This window comes from Microbacterium oxydans (assembly GCF_006540085.1).
Taxonomy (GTDB): Bacteria; Actinomycetota; Actinomycetes; order Actinomycetales; family Microbacteriaceae; genus Microbacterium; species Microbacterium oxydans.
This window is the reverse complement of record NZ_BJOG01000001.1, coordinates 579,554-596,152: the sequence shown is the minus strand read 5'-3', so window position 1 is coordinate 596,152 and position 16,599 is coordinate 579,554. Positions and strand designations below refer to the sequence as shown.

Here is a 16,599-nt window from a genome sequence, read left to right as displayed (position 1 = left end):
CCCGATGACCCAGACTCCGCAACGCACCGCCCCCGCCGGCAGCTGGCGCGAACTCCTCGGCCGCCGCTACGCACCGACCGCCGCCGTGCTCGCAGGCGGTGTGCTCCTCGAAGCGAGCAACGTCTACCTCACGACCAGCCTGCTCCCCACGATCGTGGGAGACATCGGCGGGGCGGAGTTCTACGCCTGGACGATGATGACCTTCCTGTTGGCCTCCGTGGTGAGCTCGATGATGGTCAGCCGTGTTCTCACCCAGCAGGGCGCCGTCCGGGCGTACCTGCTCGCCCTCGGCCTGTTCGCTCTCGGGTCGCTGCTCTGCGCCGCGAGTCCGTGGATGTGGGCATTGCTCGCCGGGCGGGCGGTGCAGGGCCTCGGAGGCGGACTTCTCGCCGGACTCGGCTACGCGCTCATCCAGCGCGCACTCCCCGAGCGGCTCTGGGCGCGGGGCGCGGCGCTCGTCTCGGCGATGTGGGGCGTCGGCAACATCGTCGGCCCCGTCGTGGGCGGCATCTTCGCGCAGCTCGATGCCTGGCGGGTGACCTTCGTGGGACTGGCCGTGGTCTCCGCGCTGATCGGCATCGTCGTGGTCCGCGCACTGCCGCGGACCGCTCGCACGCGGTCGAGCGAGTCACTCCCCTGGGGCTCGCTCCTGCTGCTGGCCGGCGGGGTCGCCGCCGTGGGCATCGCGAGCGTCGTCCCCAGCGGCCTCGGCACCGGGGTCGCCATCACCGTCGGTGTCGTTCTCGGTGCCTGGTTCCTGCGCCACGAGCGTCGCGGTCGCACCGGCATCCTGCCGCGCGTCACCTTCGCGCACGGATCATCGCTCGGGTGGGTCTACGTCACGGTCGCCGTGCTGGCCTTCGCGATCGGCACCGAGGCATTCATCCCGCTGTTCGGGCAGGAGATCGGCGGGCTCGCCCCGTTCGTCGCCGGGCTCCTCGGCGCAGCCTTGTCCCTCGGATGGTCGGTGACACAGGTGTTCAGCGCGAACGCGATGGGCATCCGGTCCCGGCGCACGCTCATCACCCTCGGTCCACTCGTGGTCGCCGCCGGGCTGACCGCCTACGGCCTGCTCCAGCACGAGGGCCCCTCCGTCCTCGTCATCGCCCTGTGGTTCATCGCACTGTTCCTCGCCGGAGCCGGCATCGGCATCGGCTTCCCCCACCTGACCGTGGCGGCGCTCAGCAGCACCTCGGGCGAAGAGGAGGGCGCCAAGGCCGCCGCGGCCGTCAACACCGTCTTCATCATCGCGAGTGCGTTCAGCTCGGCGATGGCCGGCGTGCTCGTGAACCTCGCCATGCCCGACGTCGTCGATGCCGCCCGACTGCTCATGCTCGCGTTCGCGGCCGTCACGGCGCTCGGAGTCTTCGTCGCCCGCGGCGCGAGCTGGGGCATCGGCCTCTCCTCGACGGACGACGACCCACCCCTCGCTCCCACTCCCGCCACCGAACCCGCCACCGACTGAACGAGAGGGACATGAAGGATGAACGTGGATGAGAACCCGAGGACGCCCGTCACCGTCATCGGCCTCGGCAAGATGGGAACAGCCATAGCGAGGACGCTCGTCGGACGCGGCCACCCGACCACCGTGTGGAACCGCACCGGGAGCAGAGCGGCACCGTTGGCTGCGCTCGGTGCCGATGTCGCCCGGACGGCCGCCGATGCGGTGGCCGCGAGCCCGCTCGTGATCGTGTGCCTGCTCGACGGCACCGCCGTGGAGGCGGTCTTCGAGACGATCGCCGGGGCGGCACGAGGAAAGGTGATCGTGAACGTCACCAGTGGCTCTCCTGCCCAGGCCAGAGCCGCCGGGGAGTGGGCGCAGACGCACGGCGCGCGATATGTCGACGGCGGGATCATGGGCGACCCCGCCGCCGTGGGGTCACCCGAGGTGCTCCTCTCCTTCAGCGGAGATCGCGTCGGCTTCGACACGCACCGCGGGGCGCTGGAGGACCTCGGCACCGTCGGATACCACGGAGAGGATGCGGGCCACGCGGCCGTCGAGTTCCTCGCTCAGGTGGCGGTCGGCTACGAGTTCCTGATCGGACTGCTGCATACGTTCGCACTGATCACCGCCGAGGGGGCCGATGTCGTGGGGTTCGCGGAGCGCGTCGCGGGGACCGTCGAGGGATATGTGCCGCTGGTGAAGAGCTTCGGCGAGGCCGTGGCCGTAGGAGAGTACGGGCCCGACCTGGGTTCGTTGCACGTGCAGAGAGCACTCATGGACGACCTCGTCAGCCATCGCGAAGCGCTCGGCATGGACACGGTGCGCATGCGGGAGATCAGGCGGCTGATGGATCGCCGGATCTCCGACGGCCACGGCGACCAGGGGTTCTCCAGCCTGTTCGAGGTGCTGAACGACGAGCGGCCCCACCGCGACGAGGCGGAAGACGAGTGACCCGCCGGAGGGCGATCAATCGGTCGCGACAGCGACCCGGCGGGTGAGGTCGAGGAACACGGCACGCTCGTCGGCGGTCAGCGGCGCCAGGAACTGCTCCTGGGCCTGATCGACCACCGCATCGAGCCGGGCGAGCTCGGCGCGGCCTGCTGCGGTGAGGCTGACGAGGTTCCGACGGCGGTCGGACGGATGAGGGGCACGCGCGACGAACCCGCCCTCTTCCAGCACGACCAGTGCCACCGAGACGTCGCTGCGGTCGAGTTCGGTCGCGCGTCCGAGGTCGGCCTGACTGATCGGGCCCGCCTCTTCCACTGCCGCAAGCAACCGGTAGTGGTACGCGCGAGCGCCCACGTCGGCAAAGAGTTCCTGCAGAAGCGCGTGGGAGCGCAGGTGCGCCCGACTGACCCACCACGTCGCCCTGTGTTCGAGTCGATCCATGAACCGATGCTACTCGTTGGCATCACCAATGATGTGCTACCGTTGGCCGCACCAACGATATGGAGCCCTCATGATCCCTTTCGGCCCGCAGCTCATCGGCCAGACGGAGAAGGCGCTGAACGCCCTCCTGCTCACCCTGCTCTCCCCCCATGCCCTGTCGGAACGGGAATGGGTGACGCTGCGCCTCGTCTCCCAGTTCGAGGGAGAGGGCAGCGTGGACAGGTTCGTCGCTGACCGTCTACACGACCCCGACTCCGCGCTCTTCCTCCGCGCCCTCCAGGAGCGGGGACTCGTCGAGGGTTCTCACCTCAGCCCCACGGGCACGACACTGGTGGCCGCGATCAGCCGTGAGATCGCGCGCGTCGCCGGCCCCATCTGGGACGAGGTCGATCACGACGACGCGCTCGCCGCCACACGAGCACTGAACCACATCCTGGAGAAGACCCGGCTGCTCCTACGCGCCTCGGCAGTCTGACCCGACGACGGAGGCGGTCGGGAGTCGGACGTAGGCTGGATCAGTGGCGGATTCGCGGGGAAGGGTGTGGACCGGCGTTCTGCGCGTCGAGCCGCACCGCGGCGACCACCGGGTGGCGTTGCGCGCCGCGGTCAGCGTGGCCGTCCCCCTACTCGTGCTCTGGGCACTGGGACGCCTCGACCTCAGCATCTACGCCAGCTTCGGCGCCTTCGCCGCCCTCTACGGGCGGCACGACGTGTTCCGCGACCGCATCCGCATGCAGGCGAGCGCCGGTGGCGTGATCCTCGCCTCGATGCTCGTCGGCACGGCACTGTCGGTCCTCGCCGCCCCGGCCCCGGCCAGCATCCTCGTGGTCGCGGTCATCGCGTCGGCCGTCACCCTGCTCGCCTACACGATGCGGTGGCACCCGCCGGGGCCGCTGTTCCCGGTGTTCGCGGTCGGAGCCTGCGCGACGATCCCCGCCACCGCCGCCTCCTTCGGGGACGTGCTGCTGGTCGGTGGACCGAGCGTGCTGTTCGGCCTGGCCATCACCGCCCTCATCGGCATCCTCACCCGCAGCACCGACGACGTGCCGCCGAAGACCCTGCAGCCCGTCGGCCCGATCGCGGGCGAGATGGCCGCGTCGGTCGGAGTCGCGATCCTGGGCGCGGGCTTCGCCGGGCTGCTGATCATGGACTCGCACTGGTACTGGGCGGCGGTCGGCGCGGTGGCCGCCGTGAGCGGACCTCAGCTCAACGCCCGCGTGATCCGCGGCATCCAGCGCCTTGTCGGCACGTTGCTCGGAGTGCTCGTCGCCGCCGGCATCCTCGCCATCGACCTGCCCCCACTCGCCGTGATCGCCCTCGTGGTCGTGCTGCAGGCCGCCGCCGAGCTGTTCGTCGGCCGCAACTACGGCATCGCGATGATCTTCATCACCCCGCTTGCCCTGCTCATGGTGCACCTGGCCGCACCCACGCCCGTCGACATGCTGCTGCAGGACCGCGCGATCGAGACCGTGATCGGGGTGGCCGTCGGCACGATCGTCGCCGTCGCCTCGGCAGCACTTCGACGCAGGACGGCCCGGAAACGCTCCTGAGCTCAGCAGGTCACAGGAGCGGAACGCCTGAAATCGACGACGCTGCGACGTCGGCGCCCGCGAACGGGAAGCTGGTGGTGTTCAGCAGGTACACGCCCACGACGATCGCGGCGACGAGGAGCAGGAACAGGAACGCGAAGATCACGATGGTGAGCACGCGGTAGCCACCCGACGTCGGCACCTCGGGTGCGACGGACGGCAGCGCCCAGTCATCGGCCACCGCGGCGGGCGGCTCCCCCTCGAGGATGGCGGGAGTCGGACGGGCACGGTCGGCGCGCCGCGTCGCGGGCGGAGGCGGCGGGATCACCGCGTCGGCGGACGGGAGATCAGACGGCGGCGGGGTCAGCAGCCCGTCCGGGATCGGGATCTCGGGCGGAGGCGGCGGGATCACGACGTCGGCGGGCGGGATCAGCGACTCGTCCGGAAGCTCGAGCCCTTCCGACGAGCGCGGCTCCTCCAGGGAGGATGCCTGCTCCGGGATGACGGGCTCTTCCGGCTGGGTACCGCTCGCGTCGGTCATCTCAGCCTCCGACTGCTCCGACGTCGGTGGTGCCGACATCCGTCCGATGGAAGTTCTGGAACGACCGGGAGGCCGTCGGTCCGCGCTGACCCTGGTAGCGGTTGCCGTAGGGGCCGGATCCGTAGGGGTTCTCGGCGGGAGAGGTGAGCCGGAAGAAGCACAGCTGACCGATCTTCATGCCCGGCCACAGCTTGATCGGCAGGGTCGCGACGTTCGCGAGTTCGAGCGTGACGTGCCCTGTGAAGCCGGGATCGATGAAACCCGCGGTCGAGTGCGTGATGAGTCCGAGGCGTCCGAGCGACGACTTGCCCTCGAGACGTGCCGCGATGTCGTCGGGCAGCGTGACCTGCTCGAACGTCGCCCCGAGCGCGAACTCGCCGGGGTGCAGGATGAACGGCTCGTCGGGGTCGACCTCGATCAGGCGCGTGAGCTCCGGCTGGTCGACCGACGGATCGATGAACGGATACTTGTGGTTGTCGAACAGGCGGAAGTACCGGTCCAGACGCACGTCGATGCTCGACGGCTGGATCATCCCGTCTTCACGCGGGTCGAGGCCGATGCGGCCGGATGCGAGTTCTGCCTTGATGTCGCGGTCGCTGAGAAGCACGGCACCAGCCTAGTTGCCAGGGGCTTCCGACGCCGTGCCTGCTTTGGCCAAAGGGCACCGGACGGGTAGGCTGGCGTTCGCCCGCTCCTCGGATGCGGGTACGGGGCTGTAGTTCAATGGTAGAACTTCTGCTTCCCAAGCAGACAGCGCGGGTTCGATTCCCGTCAGCCCCTCCACTGCGCCGGCCGCCTCATCCTCGCCGGGTTCAACGACTTCGCCACCACAGACCCGACTCTCATCGGCGACTGGCACCCCTGGCGGAACCGCAAGTACCCGAACGAGGTGATGCGCGGGTCAAACGACAGGCACCACTGGAGGTGCAAGGACGGCCACGAGACCGAGCAGAGCATCCCGAACCGGCGACTGTCGGGCGGGTGCGTGGAGTGCCCGTGGCATCAACGGCCGGGGAACCGGTGAGAATCAAGAGGCGCGGAAACAGCACCGCGGTGTCAACCTCGCATGCGTTTCAGCTCTGCGTCCGAAAACTACCGCGCAGGGATGGGAACACGGCAGTTCTTTGTTGCACCGACGGACACGACAATACTCGTCGGCTTGACGCGAACGTTCGTGGCGACAAGACTGTCGCGAACAGTTACGCTAGTAATGGAGGCAACGTGAACCGCAACACGATGCGCAGCGAGACTGGGAACACCCGCCAGAACGACGCTGGAAACGCACGCACCCGACTGGTGCAGGAAGCGAATCGCGGAAACCGCGAGCGCGAAGCGCGTGACCAGCGCGCTCTTTTTGCTGCGGCGCACCGCTCCGCGTTCTGATGACCGGACGTTAGTCCACGGCGAGAAGATTTGATCCGTCGAGCCGTAGACGCGACACCAGGTCGGCTGTCGTCTTCGAGTCCCGGTTCATCGCGCTGTCTTGAACGGACCGCGTGCTCGCCAGGCACATCACCCCAACCATGGCGCCATAGGTGCGAATTGGTACGCAGAGAAAAGCCTTCCACGTGTACTGCGTGAGGTCATGGCGTCCGCCGTCCAGATCCTCGACGCTGAGCAGGCGCGGTCTGCCGTCGACGAATGCACGGACCGGAGCAAGGTAGCTGCCCACCTCCAAATCAGCAACCTTTCCCCCGAGCCCATCCACCTGGCGGTCTCCTGCGCGCGCCCACCGCCGCAAACTACGGTGCTGAGCGACCGGCGCCTCACGCACCCAGAGCTCCACTTGAAACCGTTCGGGTTCGACATCGAGCGGCGAGGCGGGCGGAGCGATTTCCATCAGCTTGTACATCCGCCCGAGGGTCTTCCGGACGCGCTTGATGAGGTCAGGGTCCTTCCCCGCGCGTGCTGACCAGCCCGTCCACCACGCATCCACTCGGTCCGTATAGGGCAGGCTTTCCGGCACATCCGGGCGCGCCACCGCGTAGATTCTCCGCAGTACCACCTCGCGAAGCAGCTGCGCGACCTGTCCGGGAAAGTCAGGGAATAGTAGCCCGACGCCGAGTTCCGCCGCGCGGTGTCGGGCAAGATTTAGCGCTAGTTCCTCATCGGCATCGTTGTTGTGCGCGAAGTCGGCGCGAAGAAGCACCGCCAGGCGTTCGCAGCCGTCGCGAGGAGTCGTGCTGAGCGCCCGCACCAGCGGGGTATCACTGAGGCTGGTGCCGAGCATCAGAGCGAGCGACGCGCCCTCGAGTGCGTCAGCGATAGTCTTCTCCACCGGCTTCGCAGTCGCTGCATAGCTGTTCTCGTCGAGGACCAGGGGCCAGTGAACGGTCCCCTTCTTGGCTCTCGGGAGCCGGCCGTGCAGGTAGACGATGTCGACGAACGCGCCCGGGTCTGTCGGATCAATCAGGTGGGGCTCCACGACGCGCAACGGCGTCTCAACGCCCGCCCGAAAGACGCGCAGCCCCGGAGCAGGCATTGAATCCGGGAGGTTCTGGCGAACCTTGTCCAGGGTCTGCTCCAGGTAGGTGTCGTAGTTCGTGGTGAGAATCGTCGTCTCGTCTCCACGGGCAGACCGCAATGCTGCGAGAAGAACGATCTCCTCTACGATCCGGCCGTTTTGCCAGCGACCTTCCTCCTGGTAAAGAGACGCGCGAAGGCGCTCGCGTAGTGTGCGACGCAGTTTTTCCCCGCCACCCGAGTTCGCGCGCAGAAGGTAGACGACGCTGGAGGCGAGCGATTCCGGAGCGCGACCGTTCAAGCCGCCGACCTGCGACCGTGTCGGCATATCGGGACGAGTCTTGTGCTTCCGCTCCGGTAGCAGCGACAGGATGAGCGAGCCCCAGCTGTGTCCGGTGCGGTCGATAGTTACGCCCGCACCGCAGTACAGCATGAGCCTGCCACCTACGGTAGCCGCTTTGCTGATGGTCTCGAGGGTCATGTGATCCTCGAAGAATGGATGGTGGCTTCGCACAGTAATTTGGGCTTGCCTTGCAACGCGCCCTGAGGCTTGTCGCAGAGCGCGAGGTTACGCCTTCCCCCATTCGACATCGACGAACAGCTGATTGCCATAGTTGTACGGGAGCTTCCGGTACCGATGCAGTTGCTGCACTGCAACCCCCGGGGACACCCCCACCTCACGCGCGGCGCGCTGAATCGCGCGGTCGCTCGTCAAGCCATCGAACGGCTCCAATCCGTCCTCACCGAACAACGACTCGAACGCAAACGCGTTGGCGGCCTTCTCCGCTTTCGTGGAGCGAACCTTCTTCGAGGAGAGCTCGTAGTGCATCTCGCCGCGCGGATCGTTCAGGACGTGGCCGATTTCATGGAAGAACGTCCAGATGATGAAGCCATCCTTCGCTCGACGGCCGGACTGTTGAATCATCGGAACGCGATTGTTGATCCACCGTGTCATCCCGTACAACGGGAAGCTCTTGGGCGGCTCGACCATGGCGAACACTACGCCCACCGATGACAGGAGCTCAGCAAGATCATGGAGCATGGCATCGTCGGGATACGCAGCTCGTTCCCGCAGGTGCGGGATAAGTGCCCGGAGCGCCTCCTCGTCGAAGGAGTACCGCTGCCCCCGTTCGAACGCTTCGGACAGCTCGCCGGCGCGCAACCACGTCGAACAGGCGACCAGGTCGAAGGCGGCCTTGTTCTCTGTGAGTGCCGCGAGAGCGTACTCACCGTCGTGGGAACGCTGAACGCTCTCCTCGAATGCTTGCCATGTCCCGAAGGAATGGAATGCGAGGAAGTCGGAGACGAGCTTCCCTGGGGCCCGCGCAGACGCGGTCGTGGCGCCCAGCGAGCGAAGGTACGACGCCGTCGCTGCGGGAATCTTCGATACGTGCTGAGCGAGTTCTTGTTCGTCGTGCAGGCGTGCGAGATCGGTGCGGTACTGCAGCTCGAGTCGCAGCCACGTGTCAGCCTCGATGCGTGTAAGGCGCTGTAGCTTGAATGCCGTTTCCGCAGTGATGGGCGCCCGTCCGTTCACGATCTCATTGATCTGCTTGCGGCTCGCCCCGATGCGACTCGCCGCCTGCTGCTGGGTAGTGCCTGAGTCGTCGAGCCACTCGGCGAGGTACTCACCGGGAGCAACAGCGTAGTTGGTGTGCGTGGACATCGTGCTCCCCTTTCAGTGATAGTCGATGATGTCGATGACTGTGACGATGACGGCTTCTTCTGCGTCGCTCTCCCCGACCGGCGCGACCAGGAGGCGGTAATTCGCGCTGAGCTTGCCCGCCCATGCACCATCGAGATCAGCAGTCAAGACGTGCCAGCCGCCGAGCGGATCGACCGTAGCCAGGTCTCCGATGCTGTTCGCGACCTCCAGCGCCTTGATCCGCAGACGAAGCCGCGGGGCGATGTCTGCGCGTCGACGCTTCATCTCGCGTTCGTCCGTACACAGCTTCTCTAGCTTCCGGTCCTCATATCGAACCTCCATGATGTCACCGACTTCGTTACACTGTAGCGCAAGGATGCGCCGCGATATTCCAGTTTGGGAACCATCTAAGCGGATTCGGAGGTTCACGTCCCACCGCGACGGAAGGACTCGCTCGCGGGAATCATCGATTGGTTGGGGAACTACTCGCGTTTTCTGGTGACAAACGACACCGGCGACCGCCCGTCGTGGTGGCTGTACGGATCGAACGACCAGATGGTCGCGTGGGCAGGGGAGAGTTCGACAGCCTTCCCGACGCTACTCGCGCCGCGAACTCCTTCAAGGCTGGCGCATCCACCACCCGCTACGGCCTATACCCAGATCCCGCAGGTATGTCTCCGTGGCGCGCGTGGCGCGGCAGTGACAACGTCGCAACCTCCAGAAGAGCGTCCGCGTCGAAGTCCAACGCGGCGCGCGTCGGACAACGTTCGACAGAACGCTGGGCGCGGGACCGGGCTCTAGTCAGCGTGGACGCACAGTACGGCGATGTAGGAGTTACATCAGGAGCACGATTCCAGGGTGGCAGAGCCGCGACGCGCGTACCCGCGCGGCGGAGGCCGACGGCCCGATTCGGGGAGGGCCGCAGCAGCCCCATCGACGGACAACGCGCTTCACGCATCCGCCACTGCCTCCACCCGCTAACGTTCGAATATGAACATCGTTTTGGCTCTCATGCTGTCTGCTGCGACCGAGACAAATGAATCCGCTGTCACCGTTTGGTCCGTCTTGCAAGGCGCCGGCGTAGCAGCGGTAATCACTGGAGTCTTTGGCCTCCTAGCTCTCGTCGTCAACGCGATTGCGAAACACCAGGATGCGAAGCGGCAAGACTCCAAAGATCTCGAGGCAAAGCGGCAGCAGGATGCAAAAGATCTCGAGGATCGGAAGCTTGAGGACGCCCGCGCGCAAGCTGCAGCGGCTCGCGAAGAGGAGCGTAGACAAGCTGACCAAGAGCGGGACGACTCTCTCCGAGCCGCGGCGACGAAGCGCGAGGACGACCTCGCAGCGAAAGCGCAGCAACGCGAGGACGACCTGGTTGCAGCTGCAGAGGATCGGCGACTGCGTGACGAACACCACATTCGAGCCGAGCAAGCCGGTCGCGAGATGCTGGTCGCTCTGCGCAAAGTACGCGCCCAGATGGGGAAGGAGGGCCCGAATCAGGTGCGGCAAGAGGACTACATGGCGGCAGCGGACCTCGGGCTCATGCTGCCGAATCGCGAAGCCGCGATGTACTTCTTCATCGACATCCAGAACGCCTACGACATCATCCAAATCGGGTTCGCCGAAGATCAGCAGGAGAACAACGGGCCCGCCCGCTGGGACTACCTCAAGATGGTGCTGCAGCGAGCGTCAGACTATGTCGTGGCCGGCGAATGGGATGATGAGTGGCTGACGGACGCGAATAAGCAGGCGAAGGCGATTGAAGCTGCATGGGAGTCCGGCGACCATCCATAACCTCAGCCATGATACGGTCCGGCGGGGATGCGCATCCACTGTCATCCATCAGTCAGCGAAAGAATCATCACGACGCGGATGGCTATCCAGCGTCACTGATTCGAGGGATCCACATCGTGCCGAGAAAGAACCCATCAAAAGCCGTCCAGGACTACCTCTGGTCCGAATCTGCGGGGTACTGCCAGAACCCAGAGTGCGCTAACGACCTCCACGCGCTCAGCGACGTGCCCATCGCTGAGCGGGCACACATCATCGCCGCCAGCCCGGACGGCCCGCGAGGCGCGGATGACGGGGGAAGGCTCAGCGACCTGGAGCGAGCAGAGGCGGACAACCTCCTTCTCCTTTGCCCGACGTGTCATACCAAGATCGACAAGTCGCCGAAACTGTACGACGTCACCATGTTGCGCGCGTGGAAGAAGCGAAGCCAGGATGCTCGCGAGACAGCATTTGGAAGTCCCGTGTTCCTGCGACGGGAGGAAGCACTCGCCCAGGTACGCCCCTTGTTCGCCAGCAACAAGCGAGTATTTGAGCTGTACGGACCTAACGACGATATCCGGGACATCGACCGCGCCGACCGCTGGTCAGACCTCGTGAGAACCACCATCATCCCGAACAACGCCACGATTCTGAGAATCTTCCACGCGAACAGACACTTACTAACCGACGCCGAGCTCGCAGTGGTGGCGGAGTTCGAGATTCACGAGGCACAACTCCGAGACCGCCACCTGGCCGGCAATTGGGCAGCCCAGACCGTTCGATTCCCGGAACACATTCGGGACGTCTTCGAGGAGCAATCATGACGATGGCATCGTGGGTGATCGACAAGCTCGCGGAATCCGGCTACTACGCGCATGAAGTCGGATCCGGGGGTGTGCACATCGAAGGAACGGCCATCCACGGTGACGTGCTCATCTATGTCGGTGAAGCCTCCGGTGTCCCGTTTGAAGTTGCAGACCTCGAACGGGTCACTGCCGCGCATCCGGCATGTCAGGCCATCGTCATGATTCGACGCGCCGTCGGGATCGGAGTCGTCGAAGCCGCCACCAGCGCCGGTGTCCTGGTCGCGCCGTTCGGGCACGTGAAGCAGGCCCTGGGGTCGACTGGCGAGATCGGTGCATTCCTCCACCAGGATGAGATCTACCTCAAGTCACGCCTGCTCCAAGCACGCCGCGTCACCCACGTCGTACGCATCGGGACACAATCGTGGCGTATCGCACGAACGGACGGCCTAGATCTCGAGATCATCACCCATGACCGGTACGAGTTCCCGGTGAGCGAGCTCCGTGACCTTCTCGCTCAACACCCTGGATTGACGCCTGACGCCTTCGTGATCACCAATCCCAATTGTCGAGGGCTGAGCACTAGGGTCCAGGAGGCCAGCGAGGAAGTCGGAGTTGAGGTGTACCTCCTCAACGACTTCTTCGCCCGCATAGCGAGGCTTTGAACCCTCATCTCGCGCGGTGGGACGCACTGCTGCGCCTCCACGACGCCGCGACGAGCATCGGTGGTCTGGAGTTGTGGCTGTTTGGATCAGCCCTCCGTGTTGAAGACCCGCGGGACATAGATGTCCTCATCATTTACACCGACGCTGGAGCCCTCCGGCGTCTTGTCGCGGCCGACTACTGGGAGCTCAGCACCCCACCAATTGACCTCATCGCCATGATGCCGGACGAGGTCGCGGAGCTGCAGTTCCTGCATGTCACGCTCGCAGAGCGAGTATCGAGTGCCGAGCCGCTTCGAACCAACGATTGAAGACAGACCTAAGCTCGCCTCATCCTCACCGTGGTCCAATCCCCGGACCGAGGCGTTGGCAGGACGGCAAGTTCAATCGGCGACGACGGCAGGGTAAGCGATGCTCATGCGCGACTCACAAGTCCAGTCATCTCGAATCGAAATCTTGGTTGAGCTGGAATTTATCTGCGCCGTTTGTCCGGAGTAGCTGTGGAACTCCCTTCCGAGCAGATCGCAGAGAACCGCGTGAACTTCAGTCCGAACAACAGGGCAAGAGCCGCTCAGTAGTCCGGAATAGCTCTAGAAGTGACACCACGTGTGGCTTACCGAGCTCTCCCCGCCGAAGGGTCCGTGACCGAGCGGCGTCAGGAGAAGAGCTGGCGGAGCGCTTCGAGGTCGCCGGAATCGACCACCTTCTGAACGGCGTCGATGGTCTCCTGGGTCGCGAACATGCCCTTGAGCGTGCCGTTCCAGATCGCCCGCACGGTGTCCACGTCACCGGCATCGACCGCCGCGCCCGCGGACTCGATGGCCTGCTGATATGGAATCTGCTGAAACCCACCGGGGGCGTCATGAGGGCTGTAGTACGGCACCCAGGGAAGATCGGGGTCGGGCGTGAGCCAGAGCACCTGCCCAGGGTGGATATCCCGCCGGTGGTTCATCGAGCCGAGGTTCGGGTACGCGCAGAGCCGTTCAGCGACCACGGCTTCGACGTCGCCGGGCTCGACGATATACGTCACCGGGGTGCCGTCCTCATCGACTGTCACCTCGCCCCGCGCGAACTCGCGCGCGCCGAGATCACGGAGCGTTCCGTGGCGCTCCCAATACAGACCGTCGCCGTCGCTGTAGACCTCTGACATGCCGGAGCATCTTTCCGGTTCCGTCGGTTTCGGCGTCGAGGCAGCCTCGGCCGCCGTCCGGAGGTCGACCGCGGGAGCGGATGCCTTGGGCGTCTGGACTGCCACCGGCGAGGTGCACCCGACGAGCACTGCGGCGGTCACACCGATCACGACGAGCGCGGGGGCGACCTTCTGCGTGCCGGACATGACGCCATACTGGCAGATCGCTTTCCCGTTCTCGATGCCTGGACGGCCGCGAAAAAGCATCCCATCCGAATCGTCATCGGTTCCGAACAGAGACAGGAAGGGCGATTTCGTGCGCCCTCCGCGCCGTCCGCACGACCGAGAGAAGCCCCGATGATCGAATCGTCGACACCACCGCTCGCCGCCCTCGACGGCCACCGCAACGTCACCGACCTGCTGGCTACGCGGGCCGCCGCCGCACCGGACCATGTGGCGTTCGAGGTCGAGGACGCGTCGACGGGCTCCTGGCGGCCGGTCACCACCCGCGCGTTCGAGGACGAGGTGCGCGCTCTGGCGAAGGGGTTCATCGCCCAGGGCATCCGAATCGGCGACCCCATCGCGATCATGGCGCCCACCCGCTACGAATGGGCCGTCGCCGACCTCGCGGCCTGGTACGCCGGTGCTGTCGTCGTGCCGATCTACGAGACCTCGTCGGGGTCACAGGTGGACGCGATCGTCGCGGATGCCGGTGTGCGCCTGGCCATCGGCGGTACGACCGAACATGCGGCGCTGCTCGAGTCGGCGCTCTCGCACGCCGGCGGAGTCACCCTCGGGGCGTGGGTGATGAGCGCCGAGACCTCGCCGTGGACCCTCCTCGACCTGGCCGCCCGCGGCATCGACGTGACCGACGAGGAGCTCGAGGCCCGCAGGACGGCAGCAACGCAGGATGACCCCGCGACGATCGTCTACACCTCGGGAACGACGGGCGAGCCCAAGGGCGTCGTGCTCACGCATCGCAACTTCCTCGGTCAGGTGCTGAACATCGCCGCGGCCTACCGCGAGATCGTGAACGAGTCCGGCAACACGGTCATCTTCCTCCCGCTCGCTCACGTGCTCGCGCGCGGCCTGCAGCTGATCTGCCTTGCCAGCGGCATGCGCATCGCGCACCTGTCCGACCCTTCGACCGTCGTCGCCACGCTCGACACCCTCCGACCGACGTTCCTGGTGGTCGTGCCACGGGTGCTGCAGAAGATCCAGGCGGCCGCCGCGGGCAAGGCCGCCGACAAGGGACTCACGAAGATCTGGGCGCATGCCGAGGCGACGGCCATCGCGTGGGGCCGCAGCGCCGAGCGAGTCGATGCCGGTCGTGGCGCCGCACGCACCGTCGGCCTGCGCCTGCGCCACCGCCTCTTCGATGCACTGTTCTACGGCCGCCTTCGCACGGTGATGGGCGGGCGGGTCGGCTACATCCTGTCGGGCGGCGCCGCCCTCGACGCCGACCTCTCGCTGTTCTTCCGCGGCATCGGGGTTCCCGTCATCGAGGGCTACGGACTGACCGAGACGACCGCACCGCTCACCGGCAACCTGCCAGGGCGCATCGCCTCGGGAACTGTCGGCGCACCGCTGCCAGGGCTCACGGTCCGCATCAGTGACGAGGGCGAAGTGCTCGCCCGCGGCATCGGCGTCTTCGACGGCTACCGGGACCCCGCGCACGACGACGGTGCGTTCATCGACGGCTTCTTCCGCACCGGTGATCTCGGGCGGCTCGACGAGCAGGGAAGGCTGATCCTCGACGGACGGCTCAAAGACGTGATCGTCACCTCGAACGGCAAGACCATCGTGCCGACCCGCTGGGAGAGCGCAGTCGAGGCGAATCCGCTCGTCTCGCACGCGGTCATGGTCGGCGAGGGGAAGCCGTATCTCTCCGCGCTGCTGGTGCTCGATCCGGAGCAGGCCGGCGCCTGGGCCGAAGCGCAGGGCAGCCGCATCCCCTCGACCAGCACGACCAGCCCGACCGACATCCGCACGGTGGACGACCCGGCGCTGCACGCTCACCTGCAGCGGTCCGTCGACGAGGCCAACGCGCTCGTCGCGCGCAGCGAGCAGGTCCGCCGGTTCAGCGTGGTCTTCGCCGACCTCGACGACCGTGGACTCGTCACCCCCACCATGAAGCTGAAGCGGAGCGTCGTGCTGGATCGCGCCGCCGTCGCCGTCGAAGACCTGTACCTCTGAGAATCGGAAAGCACACCATGTCCTCCCCCACCCCCACCCGTCCGAGCTCCTCGCGCTCCTCTCTCATCACGATCGTCGTCGCCCTCGTGGTCGGCGCGCTCGTCGCGATCGCCGGCAGCCAGGGCGGTGCGACCATCGGCGGCGTGCCGCTGTTCGCCCTCGCCGTCGCTGCGGCCTTCGCGATCCAGGTCATCGCGTTCATCCCCGCGATGCTGCTGCAGACCGAACGGTTCTTCGACCTGACGGGCAGCCTCACGTTCTTCCTGATCTCCGCAGCGCTCGTCCTGTCGACGCCGATGCCCGACGCGCGGAGCTGGATCCTCGCGGCGATGGTCATGCTGTGGGCCTCGCGCCTCGGCTCGTTCCTGGCCGTGCGCGTGCACAAGGCCGGATCCGACGGGCGCTTCGACCAGATCAAGGGGTCGCCGCTGCGGTTCCTGCAGGTGTGGGTGATCCAGGGTGCGTGGGTGTCGCTGACCGCGGCCGCCGCCTGGATCGCGATCAGTGCGGACGCCTCCTCCCGCGCGCCGATCGGATGGCTGACCGTCGTCGGCATCGTCGTCTGGGCCCTCGGCATGGTGATCGAGATCGTCGCCGACGCCCAGAAGTCGGCGTTCCGCGCCGACCCGCGCAACCGGGACGAGTTCATCCGCACCGGCCTATGGTCGCGGTCCCGTCACCCGAACTACTTCGGCGAGATCGTCATCTGGGTGGGCGTCTTCCTCACCGCTGCCCCCGTGCTCGTCGGATGGCAGTGGGTCGCGCTGCTCTCCCCCCTGTTCGTGATCCTGCTGCTCACCCGCGTCAGCGGCATCCCCCTGCTCGAAGCGCGCGCCGAGAAGAAGTGGGGCGACCGGGCCGACTACGTCGCCTACCGCGAACAGACTCCGGTACTGATCCCGAAGCTCACCCGGCCCGCGATGCGGGAGACTGCCGGGTAGACGGGGTCCCGGCCAGCCCGCTCCGAGCCGCTTCTTCGTCACCTCGCACAAGCAGGAGCCGACACTCGGTGCCCGCGGACATGACTTCGA

Annotated in this window: 19 protein-coding genes and 1 tRNA gene; 13 read left to right on the top strand and 7 right to left on the bottom strand. The window is 66.4% G+C overall.

The features are described from left to right. The first annotated feature begins 4 nt into the window (after window positions 1-4). Both MOX01_RS02850 and MOX01_RS02845 read left to right on the top strand, forming a co-directional pair. Entirely contained in the window at window positions 5-1,465 is a 1,461-nt protein-coding gene (locus MOX01_RS02850; protein ID WP_141368280.1) for an MFS transporter, read from the top strand. Between the two features lie 24 nt (window positions 1,466-1,489). Next, a complete protein-coding gene (locus tag MOX01_RS02845) occupies window positions 1,490-2,395 on the top strand; it encodes an NAD(P)-dependent oxidoreductase (protein ID WP_211368697.1) in 906 nt (301 codons plus the stop codon). Window positions 2,396-2,410: 15 nt separating this feature from the next. Here MOX01_RS02845 and MOX01_RS02840 read toward each other — a convergent pair whose 3' ends face one another. Further along, the gene (locus MOX01_RS02840; RefSeq protein ID WP_058630805.1) at window positions 2,411-2,833 is read right to left on the bottom strand and encodes a MarR family winged helix-turn-helix transcriptional regulator; all 423 of its coding nucleotides are present in this window, start codon (window positions 2,831-2,833) and stop codon (window positions 2,411-2,413) included. A 70-nt stretch (window positions 2,834-2,903) separates the two neighbouring features. Here MOX01_RS02840 and MOX01_RS02835 point away from each other — a divergent pair, with 70 nt between their 5' ends. Together MOX01_RS02835 and MOX01_RS02830 are read left to right on the top strand one after the other, a co-directional pair. Next, complete coding sequence (locus tag MOX01_RS02835) at window positions 2,904-3,308, top strand: hypothetical protein (protein ID WP_058630804.1); 405 nt, start codon at window positions 2,904-2,906, stop codon at window positions 3,306-3,308. Between the two features lie 43 nt (window positions 3,309-3,351). Then, window positions 3,352-4,383, top strand: coding sequence for an FUSC family protein (locus MOX01_RS02830; RefSeq protein ID WP_170224098.1), 1,032 nt, complete (start codon window positions 3,352-3,354; stop codon window positions 4,381-4,383). Window positions 4,384-4,393: 10 nt separating this feature from the next. Here the strand turns inward: MOX01_RS02830 and MOX01_RS02825 are convergent, their stop codons facing one another. Then, a complete protein-coding gene (locus tag MOX01_RS02825) occupies window positions 4,394-4,903 on the bottom strand; it encodes a hypothetical protein (protein WP_141368276.1) in 510 nt (169 codons plus the stop codon). A 1-nt stretch (window position 4,904) separates the two neighbouring features. Next, window positions 4,905-5,510, bottom strand: coding sequence for a dCTP deaminase (gene dcd / locus MOX01_RS02820; protein WP_045263886.1), 606 nt, complete (start codon window positions 5,508-5,510; stop codon window positions 4,905-4,907). 102 nt (window positions 5,511-5,612) lie between these two features. On the opposite strand from dcd, the gene MOX01_RS02815 reads away from it, so the two are divergent. The 3 genes from MOX01_RS02815 to MOX01_RS19050 all read left to right on the top strand — a co-directional run bounded on the left by MOX01_RS02815 (window position 5,613) and on the right by MOX01_RS19050 (window position 6,286). Further along, window positions 5,613-5,686: transfer RNA gene (locus tag MOX01_RS02815), tRNA-Gly, on the top strand. A 16-nt stretch (window positions 5,687-5,702) separates the two neighbouring features. After that, complete coding sequence (locus MOX01_RS19555) at window positions 5,703-5,927, top strand: zinc-ribbon domain-containing protein (protein ID WP_141368813.1); 225 nt, start codon at window positions 5,703-5,705, stop codon at window positions 5,925-5,927. Between the two features lie 197 nt (window positions 5,928-6,124). Then, the gene (locus MOX01_RS19050; protein WP_170224096.1) at window positions 6,125-6,286 is read left to right on the top strand and encodes a hypothetical protein; all 162 of its coding nucleotides are present in this window, start codon (window positions 6,125-6,127) and stop codon (window positions 6,284-6,286) included. 10 nt (window positions 6,287-6,296) lie between these two features. Here the strand turns inward: MOX01_RS19050 and MOX01_RS02805 are convergent, their stop codons facing one another. The 3 genes from MOX01_RS02805 to MOX01_RS19350 all read right to left on the bottom strand — a co-directional run bounded on the left by MOX01_RS02805 (window position 6,297) and on the right by MOX01_RS19350 (window position 9,296). Next, a complete protein-coding gene (locus MOX01_RS02805; RefSeq protein ID WP_141368274.1) occupies window positions 6,297-7,847 on the bottom strand; it encodes a GAF domain-containing protein in 1,551 nt (516 codons plus the stop codon). 87 nt (window positions 7,848-7,934) lie between these two features. Further along, window positions 7,935-9,032, bottom strand: a complete 1,098-nt coding sequence (locus MOX01_RS02800; RefSeq protein WP_141368272.1) for a HigA family addiction module antitoxin — start codon at window positions 9,030-9,032, stop codon at window positions 7,935-7,937. Window positions 9,033-9,044: 12 nt separating this feature from the next. Beyond that, entirely contained in the window at window positions 9,045-9,296 is a 252-nt protein-coding gene (locus tag MOX01_RS19350) for a type II toxin-antitoxin system RelE/ParE family toxin (protein WP_230977784.1), read from the bottom strand. A 705-nt stretch (window positions 9,297-10,001) separates the two neighbouring features. Here MOX01_RS19350 and MOX01_RS02785 point away from each other — a divergent pair. From MOX01_RS02785 to MOX01_RS02770, 4 genes are all read left to right on the top strand, one after another. Beyond that, entirely contained in the window at window positions 10,002-10,802 is an 801-nt protein-coding gene (locus MOX01_RS02785) for a hypothetical protein (protein ID WP_141368270.1), read from the top strand. Between the two features lie 116 nt (window positions 10,803-10,918). Continuing rightward, the gene (locus MOX01_RS02780) at window positions 10,919-11,602 is read left to right on the top strand and encodes a hypothetical protein (protein ID WP_141368268.1); all 684 of its coding nucleotides are present in this window, start codon (window positions 10,919-10,921) and stop codon (window positions 11,600-11,602) included. Window positions 11,603-11,616: 14 nt separating this feature from the next. Beyond that, window positions 11,617-12,246: a hypothetical protein gene (locus tag MOX01_RS02775; protein ID WP_141368266.1), complete on the top strand. Its 630-nt coding sequence runs from the start codon at window positions 11,617-11,619 to the stop codon at window positions 12,244-12,246. Beyond that, a complete protein-coding gene (locus tag MOX01_RS02770) occupies window positions 12,243-12,554 on the top strand; it encodes a nucleotidyltransferase domain-containing protein (protein WP_141368264.1) in 312 nt (103 codons plus the stop codon). The genes MOX01_RS02775 and MOX01_RS02770 overlap by 4 nt, the downstream gene beginning before the upstream one ends. Window positions 12,555-12,898: 344 nt before the next feature. On the opposite strand, the gene MOX01_RS02765 is transcribed toward MOX01_RS02770, so the two are convergent. Further along, window positions 12,899-13,579 (bottom strand): hypothetical protein, encoded by a 681-nt coding sequence (locus MOX01_RS02765; RefSeq protein WP_141368262.1) that lies wholly within the window; start codon window positions 13,577-13,579, stop codon window positions 12,899-12,901. Between the two features lie 150 nt (window positions 13,580-13,729). On the opposite strand from MOX01_RS02765, the gene MOX01_RS02760 reads away from it, so the two are divergent. Continuing rightward, window positions 13,730-15,568, top strand: a complete 1,839-nt coding sequence (locus MOX01_RS02760) for an AMP-dependent synthetase/ligase (RefSeq protein WP_141368260.1) — start codon at window positions 13,730-13,732, stop codon at window positions 15,566-15,568. A gap of 17 nt (window positions 15,569-15,585) precedes the next feature. Further along, complete coding sequence (locus MOX01_RS02755; RefSeq protein ID WP_141368258.1) at window positions 15,586-16,509, top strand: DUF1295 domain-containing protein; 924 nt, start codon at window positions 15,586-15,588, stop codon at window positions 16,507-16,509. Window positions 16,510-16,599 lie beyond the last annotated feature (90 nt).

What these genes read in the sequence shown, in the direction of transcription:
- MOX01_RS02840 (WP_058630805.1), bottom strand. Translation starts at nt 2,833, where the DNA reads ATGGATCGACTCGAACACAGGGCGACGTGGTGGGTCAGTCGGGCGCAC.
- MOX01_RS02800 (WP_141368272.1), bottom strand. Translation starts at nt 9,032, where the DNA reads ATGTCCACGCACACCAACTACGCTGTTGCTCCCGGTGAGTACCTCGCC.
- MOX01_RS02850 (WP_141368280.1), top strand. Translation starts at nt 5, where the DNA reads ATGACCCAGACTCCGCAACGCACCGCCCCCGCCGGCAGCTGGCGCGAA.
- MOX01_RS19350 (WP_230977784.1), bottom strand. Translation starts at nt 9,296, where the DNA reads ATGAAGCGTCGACGCGCAGACATCGCCCCGCGGCTTCGTCTGCGGATC.
- MOX01_RS02760 (WP_141368260.1), top strand. Translation starts at nt 13,730, where the DNA reads ATGATCGAATCGTCGACACCACCGCTCGCCGCCCTCGACGGCCACCGC.
- MOX01_RS02805 (WP_141368274.1), bottom strand. Translation starts at nt 7,847, where the DNA reads ATGACCCTCGAGACCATCAGCAAAGCGGCTACCGTAGGTGGCAGGCTC.
- MOX01_RS02765 (WP_141368262.1), bottom strand. Translation starts at nt 13,579, where the DNA reads ATGTCCGGCACGCAGAAGGTCGCCCCCGCGCTCGTCGTGATCGGTGTG.
- MOX01_RS02785 (WP_141368270.1), top strand. Translation starts at nt 10,002, where the DNA reads ATGAACATCGTTTTGGCTCTCATGCTGTCTGCTGCGACCGAGACAAAT.
- MOX01_RS02825 (WP_141368276.1), bottom strand. Translation starts at nt 4,903, where the DNA reads ATGACCGACGCGAGCGGTACCCAGCCGGAAGAGCCCGTCATCCCGGAG.
- MOX01_RS02835 (WP_058630804.1), top strand. Translation starts at nt 2,904, where the DNA reads ATGATCCCTTTCGGCCCGCAGCTCATCGGCCAGACGGAGAAGGCGCTG.
- MOX01_RS02755 (WP_141368258.1), top strand. Translation starts at nt 15,586, where the DNA reads ATGTCCTCCCCCACCCCCACCCGTCCGAGCTCCTCGCGCTCCTCTCTC.